Annotated in this window: 11 protein-coding genes and 4 tRNA genes; 8 read left to right on the top strand and 7 right to left on the bottom strand. The window is 67.7% G+C overall.

Annotation, left to right across the window (positions count from 1 at the left end):
• Positions 1-594: 594 nt before the first annotated feature.
• From AC4OR8_RS10140 to AC4OR8_RS10150, 3 genes are all read left to right on the top strand, one after another.
• Entirely contained in the window at positions 595-921 is a 327-nt protein-coding gene (locus AC4OR8_RS10140; RefSeq protein WP_492165433.1) for a nucleotide pyrophosphohydrolase, read from the top strand.
• Positions 902-2,605: a DNA/RNA helicase domain-containing protein gene (locus AC4OR8_RS10145; RefSeq protein WP_492165434.1), complete on the top strand. Its 1,704-nt coding sequence runs from the start codon at positions 902-904 to the stop codon at positions 2,603-2,605. The genes AC4OR8_RS10140 and AC4OR8_RS10145 overlap by 20 nt, the downstream gene beginning before the upstream one ends.
• 138 nt (positions 2,606-2,743) lie before the next feature.
• Positions 2,744-5,872 carry a DUF3427 domain-containing protein gene (locus AC4OR8_RS10150; RefSeq protein WP_492165435.1) on the top strand — a complete coding sequence of 1,043 codons (3,129 nt, stop codon included), beginning with the start codon at positions 2,744-2,746 and terminating at the stop codon, positions 5,870-5,872.
• Between the two features lie 415 nt (positions 5,873-6,287).
• On the opposite strand, the gene AC4OR8_RS10155 is transcribed toward AC4OR8_RS10150, so the two are convergent.
• The 4 genes from AC4OR8_RS10155 to AC4OR8_RS10170 all read right to left on the bottom strand — a co-directional run bounded on the left by AC4OR8_RS10155 (position 6,288) and on the right by AC4OR8_RS10170 (position 11,313).
• Positions 6,288-7,601, bottom strand: a complete 1,314-nt coding sequence (locus AC4OR8_RS10155; RefSeq protein ID WP_492165436.1) for an SNIPE associated domain-containing protein — start codon at positions 7,599-7,601, stop codon at positions 6,288-6,290.
• 260 nt (positions 7,602-7,861) lie between these two features.
• Positions 7,862-9,514, bottom strand: a complete 1,653-nt coding sequence (locus tag AC4OR8_RS10160; protein ID WP_492165437.1) for a hypothetical protein — start codon at positions 9,512-9,514, stop codon at positions 7,862-7,864.
• 813 nt (positions 9,515-10,327) lie between these two features.
• A tRNA-Val gene (locus tag AC4OR8_RS10165) sits at positions 10,328-10,399 on the bottom strand.
• Positions 10,400-10,488: 89 nt separating this feature from the next.
• Positions 10,489-11,313, bottom strand: coding sequence for an aminotransferase class IV (locus tag AC4OR8_RS10170; RefSeq protein WP_492165438.1), 825 nt, complete (start codon positions 11,311-11,313; stop codon positions 10,489-10,491).
• Positions 11,314-11,495: 182 nt separating this feature from the next.
• On the opposite strand from AC4OR8_RS10170, the gene AC4OR8_RS10175 reads away from it, so the two are divergent.
• The 4 genes from AC4OR8_RS10175 to AC4OR8_RS10190 all read left to right on the top strand — a co-directional run bounded on the left by AC4OR8_RS10175 (position 11,496) and on the right by AC4OR8_RS10190 (position 12,229).
• Positions 11,496-11,568, top strand: a tRNA-Gly gene (locus AC4OR8_RS10175).
• A gap of 33 nt (positions 11,569-11,601) precedes the next feature.
• Positions 11,602-11,672: transfer RNA gene (locus AC4OR8_RS10180), tRNA-Cys, on the top strand.
• Position 11,673: 1 nt separating this feature from the next.
• Positions 11,674-11,748 (top strand) — tRNA-Val (locus AC4OR8_RS10185).
• Positions 11,749-11,875: 127 nt separating this feature from the next.
• The gene (locus AC4OR8_RS10190; protein ID WP_492165439.1) at positions 11,876-12,229 is read left to right on the top strand and encodes a hypothetical protein; all 354 of its coding nucleotides are present in this window, start codon (positions 11,876-11,878) and stop codon (positions 12,227-12,229) included.
• A gap of 737 nt (positions 12,230-12,966) precedes the next feature.
• On the opposite strand, the gene AC4OR8_RS10195 is transcribed toward AC4OR8_RS10190, so the two are convergent.
• The 3 genes from AC4OR8_RS10195 to AC4OR8_RS10205 are packed head-to-tail and all read right to left on the bottom strand — an operon-like array spanning position 12,967 to position 15,347.
• The gene (locus tag AC4OR8_RS10195) at positions 12,967-13,200 is read right to left on the bottom strand and encodes a hypothetical protein (RefSeq protein WP_492165440.1); all 234 of its coding nucleotides are present in this window, start codon (positions 13,198-13,200) and stop codon (positions 12,967-12,969) included.
• A 50-nt stretch (positions 13,201-13,250) separates the two neighbouring features.
• Positions 13,251-14,306, bottom strand: coding sequence for a potassium channel family protein (locus AC4OR8_RS10200; protein ID WP_492166408.1), 1,056 nt, complete (start codon positions 14,304-14,306; stop codon positions 13,251-13,253).
• Between the two features lie 51 nt (positions 14,307-14,357).
• Positions 14,358-15,347, bottom strand: a complete 990-nt coding sequence (locus AC4OR8_RS10205) for a YihY/virulence factor BrkB family protein (protein WP_492165441.1) — start codon at positions 15,345-15,347, stop codon at positions 14,358-14,360.
• Between the two features lie 18 nt (positions 15,348-15,365).
• Between AC4OR8_RS10205 and AC4OR8_RS10210 the strand changes: the two genes are divergently transcribed.
• The gene (locus AC4OR8_RS10210; RefSeq protein ID WP_492165442.1) at positions 15,366-17,051 is read left to right on the top strand and encodes an acyl-CoA dehydrogenase family protein; all 1,686 of its coding nucleotides are present in this window, start codon (positions 15,366-15,368) and stop codon (positions 17,049-17,051) included.
• Positions 17,052-17,090: the final 39 nt, after the last annotated feature.

Raw genomic sequence — 17,090 nt, forward strand, 5'->3', positions numbered from 1 at the left:
TATCCCGGCTTTGGCGTTCGCTCAATCGCTCGTGGCAGTCCCGGATGACGGCGCCAGTCAATGCATCGGTGATCGTCTCGTCATACCAATCGTTCGCGTAGTCCATGGTCCGTTCTACTCGGTGCCAACGCTGAGCGAGTCTGAAGTACTCGGCACCGGTTGCGACCTCGACCTTGCGCTCCCTTCGTGAGCCCAGTCCGAATCCATGAGCTGAAAGCGAACCGTGCCGATTGGCACTTGATCGTGGGTGACTGGATGCCACGAACGCCCCGACTGGGAACCCATGACTCACCGCGAAGTCGGGCTGCGGGTCAGTGCAATTTGTTGAGGTCTACAGAGAATCCGGCAGCTCTTAGCTCGCGCAACAGTTCCAGCTGCCATGCCCCGGCTGGGTCCAGTGGTGAGCAGGGTGGTGAGGGGAGTGGTGAGCGGGATGCCGGGGCCGGCGCGTGCGGGTTTCGGACTCTTCGCGGTGTCGCCTGAGAGCGGCGGCCTGGACTGCTGCTAAGGGTCCGTAGCGGTCGATGTCCGCGATATAGGCATCCGGCCCGCGTTTCACACCACTGTCGCGAGTTCCGACCCTAAGGTGGTCGCGTGGTTGATGAGGCGGTGCGCACGGCGTTGCGGAGGCTTGTGGACGAGCGTGACTGGGCGCAGTTTCACACGCCGGCCAGCCTCGCGAGGTCGGTCGTGATCGAGGCCGCAGAGTTGCTCGAGTGCTTCCAATGGTCGGACCAGGGTGATCCCGACGCTGTCCGCGATGAGCTCGCTGACGTGTTGACCTACTGCTGGCTATTGGCCGACAAGCTTGAGCTCGACCCGGACGCGATCGTCTTGTCGAAGCTGGAATCGACGCAGCGCAAGTATCCGATCGATAAGGCGCGTGGGCGGAGCACGAAGTATGACCGACTTCCGGATTGAACGACTTAGGTTCGATCACGGTGCCGTCGCGGCCTGGGGACGGGCAACCGATCGGCATCGCGACTGGCCCGTCGTTTACACGCTGAACAACGACACCGAGGTGTACGTCGGCGAGTCTCTCGATGGGGGCGGCCGCCTCCGCCAACACCTGGATCAGGGCAGAAAGGTGCAGCTAGTTGAGGCCAGGGTGATCATCGACGATACCTTCAACAAGTCGGCGTGCCTTGATCTTGAGTCGTACCTGATCCAACTGTTTCACGGCGACGGTCGACGGGTGCTGAATGGCAACGCTGGGGTCGTGGACGGAAGCTACTTCGAACGGGAGCGCTACCGCGGGCGGTTCCGCGAAATCTTCGAACGGCTGCGGGCAGACGGCCTGTTTGAGGCAACCATCGAGGAGATCGAGAACTCGGATCTCTTCAAGCTCTCGCCGTTCAAGTCGCTCACCGAGCAGCAAGGCGACGCGGTCGTCTCGATCGTCCAGGGCCTTCTGGCTGACCTGCGCGGGGAACCGGGCAGTGAAACAGTGATCGAGGGAGGCCCTGGGACCGGGAAGACAGTGGTCGCGATCTTCCTGGTGAAGATGTTGCGCGACATCGGAGAGTGGGACGGCGAGCCGTTCGAGTCGGAGACCTACCTTTCAGGGCTGTTCACTGCAGACAACGCCGCAACCCTGAGCGGGCTGCGAATCGGCCTGGTCGTCCCCCAGCAATCGCTTCGGAAGTCCATCCAGGCGGTGTTCGCGAGAACGCCGGGACTCACTGCTCAGATGGTGCTGTCCCCATTCGACGTCGGGAAGAGTGCCCACACCTGGGACCTCCTGGTGGTCGACGAGAGCCACCGGCTCAACCAGAGGGCGAACCAGACCTCAGCGCAGAAGAATCGAGAGTTCGCGGAAATCAACGCCACGCTCTTCGGGGGTGACGACCCGAAGTACACCCAACTCGAATGGGTCACGCAGCAGAGCCACCAGCAGGTGCTCCTGGTAGACGCGCGGCAACGCGTCCGTCCGGCCGATCTCGATGCCTCGTTGCTCGCCGAGCTATGCGCGGCGTCGCTGGCACAGGGACGCCTGCATCGACTCACTTCGCAGATGCGTGTCCGCGCAGGTGAGGACTACGTCGATCATGTCCGTCGGGTACTGAGTTCGACTCCGCCTACGCAGACCATCGACTTCGGCGAGTACGACTTCCGCTTCTTTGAAGATGTCGGGCGGATGGTCGACGCCATCAAGACCCGCGACGCGGAGCACGGGCTTGCCCGCCTCCTGGCCGGCTACGCGTGGTCCTGGGAGAGCAAGAAGGACAAGCTGCGAGCCGACATCGTCTTCCCCGGCATCGAACTCCAGTGGAACAGCCGAGTCGTGGACTGGGTCGACTCCCCCAAGTCCATCGACGAGGTTGGCTCGATCCACACGATCCAGGGGTACGACCTCAACTACGCGGGAGTGATCATCGGTCGGGACCTCACCTACGACCCGGCCACCCGCAGCCTGAAGTTCAACCGCGAGAGTTACTACGACAAGAAGGGCAGGCAGAACAACCCAGGACAGAAGCTGAGCGATGCTGACCTGCTCGAGTACGTCCAGAACATCTACAGCGTGCTGCTGACTCGTGGCATTCGGGGCACCTACGTCTACGTGGTCGACCCGCACTTGCGCGAGTACATGCGCCCGTTCTTCTAGGTGCCGGAGATCCGTCTGTTCCGCTCAACGGTCGTCGAAAACCTTCTAAGCTCACCGCGACTCGAGCACAAGCATCACTGACTCTGGAGGCGGCGGATGGCTCACGACCCGCTCCAGCACGGATTGCGCGATGAGCTCGTGACGAGCGAGCTCGCCGACCTCCTGGCGACCCTCGATCCGGAACAGGTGATTGACGATCCGCTCCGGGCGAGTGAGGCCGTGGTGCGATTGGGCAAGCATCTCCTGCGAGTGGCGCGCAGGCTGCGCAATCCAAACGACGCGGCAGCAGTCGAGGCCAGCGCCACCGTCGTGAACTCCGCAATCGAGGCACTGGGCACCGACTTAGTCGGAGATCGAGTCAGCCTGCCACCACGACTACTGAAGGGCGTGCGAACCGTCGGTGGCCTGGCGGGCGGCCCACTGCCGGACCACCCCACGATTCCCCTCACATCCAGCGAGCTGCTCGTCAACGGCACGGGCGAGCCGGCATTCGGCAAGGTCCTGAAGGAAGAGATCCGCTGCGCCGACGAAGTCGACCTCATCTGTGCTTTCGTCGGGTACACCGGCTTCCACCCGCTCAAAGAGGAGTTCCGCAAGCTGCTCGAGCGTGGAGGTCGAGTCCGCGTCATCACCTCGACCTACCTCGGATCTACCAGCGCCAAGGCGCTCGATGAACTCGTCCAACTCGGCGCCGAGGTCCGAGTGAACTACCAGGGCCAAGCAACAAAGCTCCATGCGAAGGCGTGGCTGTTCCGCCGGCCAGGCGAGCTCGATACGGCGTGCGTGGGTTCCTCGAACCTCTCGGACGCAGCGCTCTACTCGGGCCTCGAGTGGAACGTCCGACTGGCCCGGGCTGACGCGCCCGGCGTGTTCGGTCGAATCCAACAGACCTTCGACAGCTACTGGCACACCCCCGTCTACGAGCGATACACAACCGCCGACCGCGAGCGACTCGATACAGCGCTTCTCGCCGGCAGGGGTTATGCCGTTCAGGCGCACAGCAGAACTTCGCAGCGGACGATCGATCAGCTCCAGCGACAGCTCACCGACGCATACTCCGAACTCGTCCTGCAGCCAAAGCCCCACCAACGTTTGGTGCTCGATACTTTGAACCTGCGTCGCGAATCATTCGACGAGCACCGGCACCTCGTTGTTGCCGCTACAGGGACTGGCAAGACGGTCATTGCCGCACTGGACTATGCCCGGTTGTGCCTGCCGGGGGCGGCTCGCCCGCGCCTGCTCTTCGTGGCTCACCGCGAGCAGATCCTCGAGCAAGCACGGAGCACATTCCGCACAGCACTGAAGGATCCCGGGTTCGGCGAGATGCTCGCCGGCGGCGGAGAACTGCCCAGCGACACGCATGTCTTCGCGATGGTGCAGACCTTGCACAACCGTCTGGCAACTGTGCCGCCGGACGCTTACGACGTTATCTACATCGATGAAGCCCATCACGGCTCCGCCGACTCCTGGCGCGGGGTCATCGAGCACTTCTCACCGCGAGAGATCGTCGGCCTCACCGCCACCCCCGAGCGCACCGACGGGGTCAACGTCGCTGATTTGTTCGGTGGGCAGTACACGACGGAGTTGCGGCTCTGGGAGGCCGTCGACGATCAATTGCTGGCGCCGTTCAACTACGTCGGAGTCGATGACGGCACCGATCTTCGGACGCTCAACTGGCGGCACGGTGACTACGCGGTCGGCGAGCTCGAAGCGCTGTACACGGGTGATCACGAGCGGGTGAAGCTCGTGGTTCAGGCCCTCGAGCGTTGGGTCGACGATCCACGAACGATGCGCGCTTTGGGGTTCTGCGTGTCCATCAGCCACGCGCGGTTCATGGCCGAACAGTTCATGCGGCTCGGCATCAACGCCGGATACCTCGACGGCACTCACGACCAGCCGTACCGCGACGTGGTGCTGAACAAGTTGAAGGCGGGCAAGCTCCAGGTCGTCTTCAGCGTCGACGTACTCGGCGAGGGCATCGACCTGCCGGACGTCGACACATTGCTCCTGCTGAGACCTACCCAGAGTCCGGTGCTGTTTACCCAGCAACTCGGTCGCGGGCTGCGTCAGGCACCGGGCAAACAAGGCTGCCTGGTGTTGGACTTCATCGGCCAGCACCGAGTCGAATACCGCTACGAAACTCGCTTCCAGGCACTCATCAACCCGGCTCGCGGCAGCCTGAGGAAACAGGCAGAGAGTGAGTTCCCCTTCCTGCCGGCCGGTTGCGCCATCACTCTCGAACGTGTCGCGCGAGAGCGCGTCCTCGAGCGCCTGAAGGCGTTGGCACCCAAGTCAGGGTTCAAGGGACTCCAGCACGATCTCCGAGTAACGGGTGCGTCGTCACTCCGAGACTTCCTGCGTGACACAGAGCGCAGTATCGAGCAGTTCTATGCAGCAGATGCTCGCAAGATGTCATGGACGCGACTCCAACGAGCTGTCGGTGTCGCGGACCAGAGCGCCGAGCCGAACGACTCTCCGACGCAGGAGGCCGAGGCAGCCCTTCTCAAGCGCGTCGGGTTTGTGCAACACGCGACGGACCGGCTGCGGGCGAGCACCTGGTCCAGGTGGCTCGCAGCTGACGATGCCCCTCGCGCCGACGGCGCGTCGCTAACCGAGAGCCGGCTGGCGATGCAGCTCATGCACCTGCTCGGGATGAAGCCGCCAACGCTGCAAGAAGGCTTCGACCAGCTGTGGCGTCACCCCGCCGTCCTCGCCGAGCTCGCCGAGCTGGTGCCGCTTGTCCACGCGCAGCGCGACGCGGACGTGACACCACTTGCTGGTCTCGATGATGTCCCGCTGATGGCTCACGCGCGCTACACGCGGGCCGAGGTCTTCGCCGCGATGGGTATCAGTGCGATCGACAAGCCCAAGGAGCACCGGGAAGGCGTCTACTTCGTACCGCAGAGCCGCACCCAACTCATGTTCGTGACCCTCAACAAGGATGAGTCGAAGTTCGCTTCGAACATCCAGTACAAGGATCACGCTGTCTCGGCCGACTTGTTCCACTGGGAGTCACCGAACAATTGGAGGCAGCACACCAGCGCGATGCTCCGCTGCATTGGGCGTGGCTCGGACGCGTCTCAGCACCGACTGCTCTTCGTCCGCGAGAAAAGCAGCGGAGGCATCGAAAGCACCTTCCGGTGCTTTGGCCAAGTCGACCTCTACGGCGACCTCGAAGGAGACCGACCAGTCGCCCTCACGTGGCGTCTGCGTCAGCCGCTTCCAGAACTAATCTTTGAGTCCACAAGCCTTATAGCCACTGGCTGAGGAGGCGCCAATCGACCGAACTCCTGCGAGTCGTCGCATCGTCGTCGACAATGTCCGCATGAACCGACGTCGGGCCCTCGGGCGCTCGCTACGCGCAAGTGAAGTGCCCCCGCCTCCCCGGACTATTGGGGTTTGCGTGGATCTGATCATGCGGCCCTCGCGGTTCATCGTCGGCGAGTAGGAAATCCGGCCGGAGTGTCAGAGGCGGTCCATGCTGACACTGGGATCCCCGCTGACACTGCATCCGCTGCTGACACTGGAGCTCGGCCTCGATCGCGGCGTGCAACTCGTCCGAAAGTCCCTCACCCGGGCGGTAGCCGGCGCGGCGTCTGCGGGGAGGCGCCCCTCCACCTCATCTGTGCAGCCGGCACCACACAAGCGGAGGCACGCACACGGGAGCACTGGAGGCCGCCAGCTACTGGCTCGCGCCGGTGGGAGCTGCGGGCCAGGCTCCGTGGCTCTGGAAGTACTGGGTTGCCTCGGGAGCCTCGGTGAACTCGAGGAGGTTCCCGACCTTGGTCGCGAGCACGTCGCGAACCTCGGCAGGAGTGGCGAAGAAGAACTCACGCCGCAGGTTCACGTGGTTGACGCGCATGGCTGCGAACGCGACGTGGAGCTCATTTTCGAGTTGCACGGCGTCGTCGGAGAAGTAGATGGCATGCACGTCGAACGGGAACGGCACCGAAGCATCGCCTAGCTCGCGGACACGGTCGAGCGGCTCGAGGCGTCGGGTGAGTCCGATCTTGACGACGTTGGGTCCGAACGCGCCGATGTTGCTGATGACGTAGACGTACCCGGCACGGATGTTGGCTGCTCGAAAGTCGTTCTGAGCGATTGCGTCATCGATCTGCGCCACTCGCTGTTCCAGCTCTACAGCTTCGTCCTCTTTGCCCTGCTCGCGCAGGGCAGCGATTGTGTTGGCGTAGTGGTTGCGTTCCTTGTCGAGGCGTTCCCTCTCGGCTGCAAGCTCCTGCTCGGCTTTGCGCTCCTCGCGCAGCCGTTCGCGTTCTTCGCGGGCCTCTTCGCGTTCCTCCTGCACCTTGAACAGGTAGTCAGAGGTGAGCTCGAGCTCTTCGATGCGCAGGGCGTGATAGTCGGGGCTGACTCGCATCTCCATCATGGAGCCCAGGCGGGCGATCGTCTCGACCGACCCGTTGAGGCGCTTGATGGCTGCGGCGATGGACCCGGCGCGCAGGGACCGGACGCAGTTGTCTGCTTCGGCGTTGTAGGCGCGGAGCATCAGCTTGGAGAAGTCGCCGGTCATCTTGCGACCCTGTGCGAGGGAGTTGTTGTAGGCGAACCGGTCAGAGGCCTCGATGGCGGCCTTGGTCCGAATGGCGTCCTTGATGCGGTCGCGGATGTCGGCCAAACGGGCCTTGTAGGCCTCGGCGTTCTCGAGGGGGTGGTGGTAGTCGTAGATGCCGACCTGTTGCAGAAGGACAGCGTCGTTGAGCTCGACGAGCTCGCGCCGGGCCGCTTCGAGCTTTTCGTCAATGGTGGTGCGGCCGGCTGCGGCCGGGGCGACGTCCGACCTGCCAGCCGAAGCTGCCTCCGCGGATGCTGTGGCCAGCTCCGCCCGGAGGCTCGCTGAGAGCCGCAGCTCCGCCTCGAGCTGGCTGCGCAGTTCCGAGATCTCCGTTTGACCGGCACCTCCTGCATCGGCAACGGATGGCTCGGGTGGAGGCTCCTGCGGTGCCGCAGATGGAGCTTCCGACTCGGGTTCAACCAACTCATCGTCGCTGGACCCATCAGGCGAGGGTTGGTCAGCTGTCACTAGTTCCGGTGCCACAGGTTCCGGTGCCAAAGGTTCCGGTGTCGCTGGCTCCGGTGTCGCTGGCTCCGGTGTCGCTGGCTCTTGGGTGGGGGCGTCGTCGGGAACCCAGAAGTTCCATCCGGGTGGCGCTGGCGGCCAGGAAGGGTCGGGGCGCCAGATGGCGTCGGGGACCCAGCCGGCTGGTGGGGGTGGCCACCCGGGGGGCGTGTTGAATTTCATCCGCGGACCCCGTCTGGCAGGTCGATCGGGGTGAGGGCGTGCGGGTTCTTCGACACAACGGCCTTTAGGTGCTTCAGTGTCTCGACCGGAGTGACATGGGCCAGGTCGATGGACTCGAAGTCTCCTCGGTGAGCGGCTACCGCGACGAGAGGAGTCGTGGTGAGGCGCCCGGTGGCGGGGTCGATGTGCTCGACCCCAGCGGTCAGAGCGATCGTTTCGACGTGGCCGAGGCGGTCTGACTCCCACACCTCATGCAGGGTCCGCAGCACGATGGCGTGCACGAGCCCGTTGTAGCGCTTCTTCTGGTCGGTAGCACTCTGCTCGCTCTCGGTGATCTCGTCGCTCGACTTCGTGTACTTGTAGGCCCGGGTGGTCGGGAGGTCCTCTGGCCCGGGAAGACGCAGCGCTACCTCGAGTTCTTTTTCGGCCGGATTGTAGGACTGTTCGATGTCGATGGTGATCGGGTCAGGGTAGACCGAGTTGCCGAACACGATGCCGAAGTACTCCTCAACCGCCGCCTTCTCTCCCACCGCCAAGGCTGTGATCAGGGCGTCGAGTTGGGCGTTCTCGGCGTCGACCTTGGACTGCCGCTCCTGTGACTGGGCGGCGTAGGTCGCCTCATCTGCGGCGAGCTTGGCCTGCCGCTCGGCATCCGCGGCCTGATGCTTGGTCGCCTGCTCGAGCTGACGCACCGGAACCGCCGCTGCCTCGTTCCGCCACATGGCGTGTACCCGGGTGAACTCTTGGCGTGCCAGCTCCACCGCCTGCGCGTGCTTCTTCTTTCCGAACATCGCACCCACCCCAGTGGGGGCGGCGGGCTCAACAAAGGCCGGCTCCGGCGGCGCGAAGATCGGACCAGGTGGTGTGAGAGGAGCGAGGTGCTTCGACGTGAACGCGGGATGTTCAACCACACGGCGGAGTTCTTCAAGGTCGACGTGGTCGTCGACGCTCAGCGTCCATTCGAGGACTGAGTCGACGTCCGCCAGGGTAGATTCCAACGCCGCGTTCAACGATTCCACCTGTGCCATCTGCGCTTCCGCGTGGAGTTTCTTCGCTTCCCGCTCCGCAGCTGCGCGGTCTTTCTCGGTGGCGCGTGACGCGGCCACCCTGGCCCGCTCGGCCCGGGCACGAGCCTGCTCGGCCTCGCGGTGCTGCTTCTGGGCCGCACGAACCGCTGCTGCGCTGCTGCGCTGCCGGTCGCGCTCAGCGACCGCGGCCTGGTGCTGCAATTCTGCGAAGAATCCTCGGCGCTTAGCCATCGGGGTGTCCATCCTGTTGGGTTTCGGGACTGGGGTGTGCCCGGGGTTGTTGCTGGGTGACGCCAGCAGAACAGCATCTTGTGATGCATCGGCAGCGCCAGCGGGCGCTGCAACGCCTGACTCGGCGCATAGCTGTTCGGCTTTGGCGATCCGTTCGCGGAACCTGTCGGTCAGGCCGCCGTAATCGCGGTTGGCGTTCTCAAACCGGCGGAGAAGCCGGACTTCGTCTGTTGGGCGTCCTGTCTTGCGATAGACGATGGCGAGGTGCTCGTAGTAGGCCGGCGCCGGCCCCCACCTCTTGACTCGTGCTTCCTCTTCGGTGGCGTCGATAAGCTCAAGGATCAACTTCTCAGCAGCAGCGTAGGAGCCCTGCCGCTTCAGCTCCTTCATGGTCTCCACGTAGGTCGTGAAGTGACGCCCGCGCACCATGCCAGGCGTGTTCATGGATCGTCCCGAGTTCGATGAATCACAAAGCCGGGCTCCTCTGCTGCATCGCGGTGGCGGGGGTGTGCGCTGAACGGTGCCGGCTCTCTGCTTCAAGATCAAGGACCTCTGTGTCGTATGCACGTGACGGGGCCCTGGCCGTGAACGACACGGTCTCACCCCAGCTACCCCATGCTTGCGGGCCCGTCGATGCCGAACGGCACCTGAGTGGCGGCTACACGGCCACTGCCGCCACAGCCGGTCCCGCTACCGCTGACGCGTAGGTGTCTGCCACCCGTATGCGCCGGCGGTAGCCGTGGGCACTGTGGGCCGTGTGAGCACCCGCGAGCCACCCGATAGCGAACCCGGCGAATCCGGCCGCCCCGGTAAGGCATCGCAGCCCGGCCGTGATCCCGGCGCAGAAAGCGAGCCTGCGGCTTGGCGCGTGGGCGTCCAGCGAGCGTCGCAGCCACCGATCGGAGGTGGGAAAGGTCCCCTCAAACTTCGATCAGTTCGTTCTTGGATCAAGCTCGCGCGTTCAACGCAAGGTGCGGGACTCCGAGGATGTCTGGGCGGAGGGCCGGGCCTTCATCCCGGGACTCAGCAGTCCGAGTCTGCGGGAATATTGGAGGTACGACGTCATTCATCCAGTGCAGCTCAAGTCGGGGGCGAGCGACCGGACGGTCAATAACGGCCAGAAGTGGGCGTCCCTTGTTCCTCGTATGTTCCTCGCCGGTCAGTCTGCTCGGAGAAAAGTGCCTCTGACCTGCGGAAACGGGGTGGGCGATACTGGGTTCGAACCAGTGACCTCTTCGGTGTGAACGAAGCGCGCTACCACTGCGCCAATCGCCCCTGTGGTGCGGCGGAAACACTAGCCCATCCTGGGGCCGACGTTCACATCCGCCCCATCCTCGTGTCGCCCGACGGCCATCTCGACCGGGTCAGGCGTCGGCGAGCAGCTCGTGCTCGCGCGCCCGCCAGGTGGCCTGGGCGGCCAGGGTGACTGGGCCCGGGGCGGGCAGGGCGAGGTCGTCCCAGCGCTCCACCGGCTGCACGTCGCGGGTGGTGGAGACCAGGAAGACCTCGCTGGCCTCGCGCACCACCTCGATGGGCTCGTCCACCTCGCGGCCGCCGTGCCACTCCAGCACCAGCGCGCGGGTGATGCCGGCCAGGCAGCCGCTGGCGAGCGTGGGGGTGCGCAGCTCGCCGTCGACGACGTAGAAGACGTTGGAGCCGGTGCCCTCGCAGAGGTGGCCGGCGAGGTTGGCCACCACCGCCTCGCTCGCGCCGCGGCGCTGCGCCTCGGCGAGCGCGACGACGTTCTCGGCGTACGACGTGGTCTTCAGCCCGGCGAGCGCACCACGCTCGTTGCGGGGCCACGGCACGGTCGCCACCGAGACCACCTCGACCGCCGGCGCGAGCAGCGCCGCCACGACGATCACCGTCGGGGCGGCGTCGCCGCGCCCCGACCCCAGCGGCGCGGGACCGCCGGTGACGGTGATGCGCAGGCGGCCCAGGGGCAGGTGCTCAGCGCCCAGGACGGCTCGCACTCCCCCGCGCACGGCGTCGAGGTCGACCGGCGGCAGCCCGAGGCCGGCGGCGCTGCGGCCGAGCCGCTCGAGGTGGCGGTCGAGGGCGAACGGGCGGCCGTCGACGACCTTCACGGCCTCGAAGACGCCGTCGCCCACGGTGAGCCCGTGGTCGCTGACAGGGACCGCCGCGGCGGTGGCGTCGGGGAGCAGTCGGCCGTCGATCCACGCGTGCATGACGCCCACTCTAGGGCCGCCGGACGGCCTCGGGAGGGCCCTGCGCGGGGCCACGACGGGCGTCGTACGCCGGCCCGAAACACCCCGGACCACCCCTCGCCACGCCGCCGACACCCGGATTTGGCACGCCCTGGGGCGTGGGCTACTGTTCTCACGTCGCCGACCGAACTGGTCGGATGCAAGCGGACATAGCTCAGTTGGTAGAGCGCAACCTTGCCAAGGTTGAGGTCGCGAGTTCGAGTCTCGTTGTCCGCTCGGAGAGGTCTCTCTCTTGGTTTGACCTCCAGTGGTGGAGTGGCCGAGAGGCGAGGCAACGGACTGCAAATCCGTCTACACGGGTTCAAATCCCGTCTCCACCTCGGGCGATTGGCGCAGCGGTAGCGCGCTTCCTTGACACGGAAGAGGTCACTGGTTCAAACCCAGTATCGCCCACCACCGGTACACGCAGGTCAGGCCCCGTTCTCCCCACCTGGGAGGCGGGGCCTTCTCCGTGTGGTGACGATGCCGCCGCACGTGCTTGGCCGCCGGTCAGGTGCGCGAGCACGGTGGGCAGGATGACGGCGTGACCGCCACCGACGATCGTCGCGAACTGCGCAACATCATCCGGGCGACGGCCGTGCTCACCGTGACGTTCACGCTGCTCGTCACCGCGGCCGCGGTCGTCGCGCTCGCCGTCGAAGTCGAGCTGATGGTCTTCGTCGTCGTCTACTGGGTCTTCCTCGTCGCCCCTCCCGCGGTGTCCCTCCTCCTCGCAGCAGTCGCTGCGGGATTCGGGTGGGGCGCCGACCGCATGCAGGGCGGCGGTGCGCGCTGGGTACGGCGTGCAGGGCTGCTGATCGGGTACGGCGCGTTCTTCCTCACCGTCCTCGACCTGTGCCTGATCGGCGCTTGGGTCGTCGCCCAGACCGTCCTGTAGACCCGCGCGACCTCGGGAAGGCTGTCGGTGCCCACGCGCCAGCACCCCCGCCCGGGTGGTCCTGGGCGGGGGCCTGGCGTGTCCCCGGAGACGCCCCCCCGAACGTCCCCGGAACGCCCTGACGCCGGCCGCCTCCCTCGGTGGCCGGTGACGGGACGCATCGCGCGAGCGGCCACCCGGTGAGGCATCACCTGGTGGAGTGCTCGAGCTGCGACCTGACCCGGTCCGCGCCCCCATGCGCGAGCCCGGGTGGCCGGCCGGGGATCGCTCCCCCGCCGGCCTTCCGGTGAGCACTACTCTGCGCGGTCCGGCTCAAGGGGGCGTGCGGTGGCGGCGCTCGATGGGCTCTGCGGATCCTCAAGAACGGCGCAAGGGGTGGGCCTGGGTCTCGATACGGTCGCTGCGCGACCTACTCGACCAACGAACACCCGGCGGGCACTGCGCGACCTACTCGACCAACGAACACCCGGCGGGCGCTGCGCGACCTACTTGGCCGACGACGTGCGGAGCCGGGTGGTTTCGAGACGGTCGCTGGCGCTCCCTCCTCAACCACCGACCAGCGGGCTCGGTGGTCGAGTGCCGAGGAGCGCCAGCGACGAGGTGTATCGAGACCACCCGACCCTCCGCTGGGACTCGCTCGATAAGGTCCCAGCGCGGGCTGCGGGGGTCTCGATACGGTCGCTGCGCGACCTACTCGACCAACGAAAGGGCGGCGCTCGACCGACGAAAAGACGCGGTCAGCGGGGGGTGAGGAGGCGGCCGGGGAGCCACTCCTCGACCAGGCCCCACTCGTCGGGGCGCACGCGGACGGCGTAGACGACCCGGCCCTGCCAGCCGTCGTCGTCGTGGCGCCACTCGACGAGGAGGCCGGGGCGGCGCACGCCCTCGTCGTCGACGGCCTCGTCGACCCAGCAGTGCCGCGCCGGGCACGCGCCGGCGGCGTCCGCGCCGACCGGCCTGCCCCACACCACCGACGCATCGTCTCACATCTTCGAACAGGTGTTCGACGGGCGAGGAGGGGTCAGTCGGAGGCGGAGTCCTCGTTGTGGGTGCCGGGGCGGGGCGCCCAGGGCAGCTCGCGGGCGGGGCGCACGACCACGAGCCGGTCGCCGCGGGCGAGCTGGGTGACCACCGGGTCGAAGTAGCGGTAGACCTTCTCGTCGCGCACCACCGCGATCACCTGGTCGGGCAGCGTCTGCGGCTGCTTGCCGACCTCCGCGACGAGCAGGTCGCGCTCGGCGACCTCGAGGCCGTCGCCGTAGGTGAGCAGGTCCTCCATCACCGAGCCCAGCGTCGGCGACATCGACGACAGCCCCAGCAGCCGGCCCACGGCGTCGGAGGAGGTGATCACCGAGTCGGCGCCCGACTGCTTCATCAGCGGCGCGTTCTCCTGCTCGCGCACCGCCGCCACGATCCAGGCGTCGGGGTTGAGCTGGCGCACGGTGAGGGTGGCCAGCACGTTGGAGTCGTCGCGGTCGGTGGTGATGATGACCTGCTCGGCGCGGGCGACGCCGGCGCGGCGCAGCACCTCGCGACGGGTGGCGTCGCCGGTGACCACGGCGAGGCCGTCGGCGTGGGCGTCCTGCAGCGCCAGGGCGCTGGGGTCCACCACCACCACGCCCTCGCGGTCGAGGCCGTTGTTGATCAGGGTGTCGACCGCGCTGCGGCCCTTGGTGCCGTACCCGATGACGACGACGTGCTTGTCCATGTGCTTCCTCCACCGGGAGACCCGGAGCAGCTCGCGGCCCTGCGAGGCGAGGACCTCGAGGGTGGTGCCGATCAGCAGCACCAGGAAGGCGATGCGGGCCGGGGTGATGATGAAGGCGTTGACCATGCGCGCGGTGTCGGAGACCGGCGCGATGTCGCCGTACCCGGTCGTGCTGAGGGTGACGGTCGTGTAGTAGATCGCGTCCTTGAAGTCGACCGCGTAGTTCGAGGCGGGGTCGTTGCCGTCGCGGTAGCCGGAGCGGTCGAAGTAGACCAGCAGCACGGTGCCGACCAGGATGCCCGCCGCCATCAGCAGGCGCCGGCTGAGCTCCCAGACGGGACTTCGGGCACGGTCGGGGAGGGAGACCATCCCGCGTCTGCCGCCGGGGGCGGGCTCGGGGAGGTCGGCCACGGGGCGAATCTAGTCGACGCCCTCGTCGAGCTCGTGCGGGCGCTCCCGGTTCATCCGCTGGCGCAGCCGCGCGACCAGCTCGCGGCGGGCGCTCGACGTCGTCTTCTGCGGCCACACCGTGTCGAAGGCGGCGTTGACCGCCGCCCCGATCAGCACCGCGATCGCCACCAGGTAGAGCCACAGCAGCACCGCGATCGGTGCGGCCAGCGGGCCGTAGACGGAGCGGGAGTCGGACGCGGTCACGGTGAGCACCCAGCGCAGCAGGTAGGACCCGCCGATCCAGGCCACCAGCGAGAACGTGGCGCCGGGCAGGTTGAAGCTCCAGCTCGTCCGCACCGGCACCGACACGTGGTAGAGCGTGGCCAGGAAGCAGATGCACAGCACCAGCACCACCGGCCAGTAGAACGCCATCAGGACGTCGGCGCGGTTGGGCAGCCAGCGGCCCACGAGCGTGGGCCCCGCCACCACCAGCGGCAGCGAGACGACGCCGGTGATCATCGCGAGGATGTAGAGGACGAACGACAGCGCGCGGGTCTTCACGATCCCCCGCTCGCCGCCGAGCCCGTGCATGATCGTGATGGTGTCGACGAAGACGTTGAGCGCGCGGGAGCCCGACCACAGCGCCAGCACGAAGCCCAGCGAGATCACGTCGAAGCGCCCGCCGCGCAGGACGTCGTCGATCGTGGGCGCGACCACGTCGGTGACCGCGCCCTCGGTGAGCGCGCGCGACGCCACGTCGAGGATGGCCTGACGCACGTCCTCGACCTGCGCCGGGGAGAACTGGTCGCTGACGTAGCCGATGGCCCCGGCCAGCGCGAAGATCAGCGGCGGCACCGAGACCACCGCGAAGAACGCCGCCTCGGCGGCCAGCCCGGTCACCCGGTAGCGCAGGCACGAGCCCACGGTGGTGACCAGCAGCCGCCAGAACGTCGCGGCGGCGCGACGTCCCCAGGCCTCCACGGCCGACCCGACCGCGCTGTGCCGGGCGGAGGTGGCCATGGGTCGTACGGTAACGCCATGTCGACCCCCTCCCCCGCACGCGGAGGCGAGCCCGCGCCCGGTCGCGGCGACCTGCGCACCGTCACCAACCAGGCGCCGCCGCTGGTGGGCCACGACGTCGTCACCGCCGACCACGCGCTGGCGGAGGCGGTGGTGCGCCACGCCGGCCCCGAGGTGCTCGACGACCTGCGCGCGCTGGGTCGCGAGGCCGGTAGCGCCGAGGCCCGAGAGCACGGCCGGCTCGCCAACGAGCACCACCCGCGGCTGGTGCCCTACGACCGCTACGGCACCCGCGTCGACGAGGTCGAGTTCCACCCCAGCTGGCACTGGCTGATGGGCCGCGCGGTGGGCCACGGCCTCGCCGCGACGCCGTGGGAGCAGGACGACCCCCACGCCCACGTACGTCGGGCCGCCGGCTTCATGGCGTGGTCGCACACCGAGCCCGGCCACGGCTGCCCCGTGTCGATGACGTACGCCGCCGTGCCGGCCCTGCGCGCCGACGACGCCCTCGCGAAGGAGTGGACGCCGCTGCTGGCCTCCCGCGACTACGACCCCGGCCTGCGCCCGGCCTCGCAGAAGCGCGGGGCGCTGGCCGGCATGGGGATGACCGAGAAGCAGGGCGGCTCCGACGTGCGCGCCAACGTCACCCGCGCCCGGCCCACCGCCGAGGACGGCACCTACACGCTGCACGGGCACAAGTGGTTCACCTCCGCCCCGATGAACGACGTGTTCCTGGTGCTGGCCCAGGCCGCCGACGGCGTCACCTGCTTCGTGGTGCCGCGGGTGCTGCCCGACGGCACCCGCAACCCCCTTGACGTCGTGCGCCTCAAGGACAAGCTCGGCAACCGCTCCAACGCCTCCTCCGAGCTCGAGATGGACGGCACCGTGGCGGTGCGCCTCGGCGACGAGGGCCGCGGGGTGCGCACCATCATCGAGATGGTCGCCGCCACCCGCCTCGACTGCGTGCTGGGCTCGGCGTCGCTGATGCGCCGCGCGGTCTCCGAGGCGTCGTGGCACGTCGCCCACCGCTCCGCCTTCGGCGGGCTGCTCGCCGACAAGCCGCTCATGCAGAACGTGGTGGCCGACCTCGCCGTGGAGTCGGAGGCCGCGACCGTGCTGGCGATGCGGCTGGCGGCCGCCGTCGACCGCCGCGACGACCCCCACGAGGCCGCGCTGCGCCGCCTGGCGCTGCCGCTGGCGAAGTTCTGGGTGTGCAAGCGCACCCCGATGATGGTGGCCGAGGCGCTGGAGTGCCTGGGCGGCAACGGCTACGTGGAGGAGTCGGGCATGCCCCTGCTCTACCGCGAGGCGCCGCTGAACTCGGTGTGGGAGGGCTCGGGCAACGTCAACGCCCTCGACGTGCTGCGCGCGCTGGGCCGCGAGCCCGAGGCGCTCGACGCGTGGATCACCGAGGTCGGCCTGGCCCGCGGCGGCGACGCCCGCCTCGACCGCGCGGTGGAGACCACGCTCGCGCTGCTCGGCACGCTGCTGGGCGACGCCGCCGCGATGGAGCGCCAAGCGCGCCGGCTGGCCGCGCGGATGGCGGTGGTGCTGCAGGGCTCGCTGCTGGTGCGCCACGGCGACCCCGCGGTGGCCGACGTCTTCTGCGCCTCCCGCCTCGGCGCGTCGTACGACGGGGTGCTGGGCGCCCTCGAGGGCGGCGACCACCGCGCCGTGGTGGAGCGCACGACCCCGGTGGTCTGAGCCCCGGCGTACGACGACGAGGGCCCCACCGCGGCTGCG

The organism is Nocardioides sp. FY1077, assembly GCF_058681775.1.

Coding starts and splice junctions, on each gene's coding strand:
- AC4OR8_RS10205 (WP_492165441.1), bottom strand. CDS start 15,347: ATGGCCACCTCCGCCCGGCACAGCGCGGTCGGGTCGGCCGTGGAGGCC.
- AC4OR8_RS10160 (WP_492165437.1), bottom strand. CDS start 9,514: ATGAAGGAGCTGAAGCGGCAGGGCTCCTACGCTGCTGCTGAGAAGTTG.
- AC4OR8_RS10145 (WP_492165434.1), top strand. CDS start 902: ATGACCGACTTCCGGATTGAACGACTTAGGTTCGATCACGGTGCCGTC.
- AC4OR8_RS10170 (WP_492165438.1), bottom strand. CDS start 11,313: ATGCACGCGTGGATCGACGGCCGACTGCTCCCCGACGCCACCGCCGCG.
- AC4OR8_RS10200 (WP_492166408.1), bottom strand. CDS start 14,306: ATGGTCTCCCTCCCCGACCGTGCCCGAAGTCCCGTCTGGGAGCTCAGC.
- AC4OR8_RS10210 (WP_492165442.1), top strand. CDS start 15,366: ATGTCGACCCCCTCCCCCGCACGCGGAGGCGAGCCCGCGCCCGGTCGC.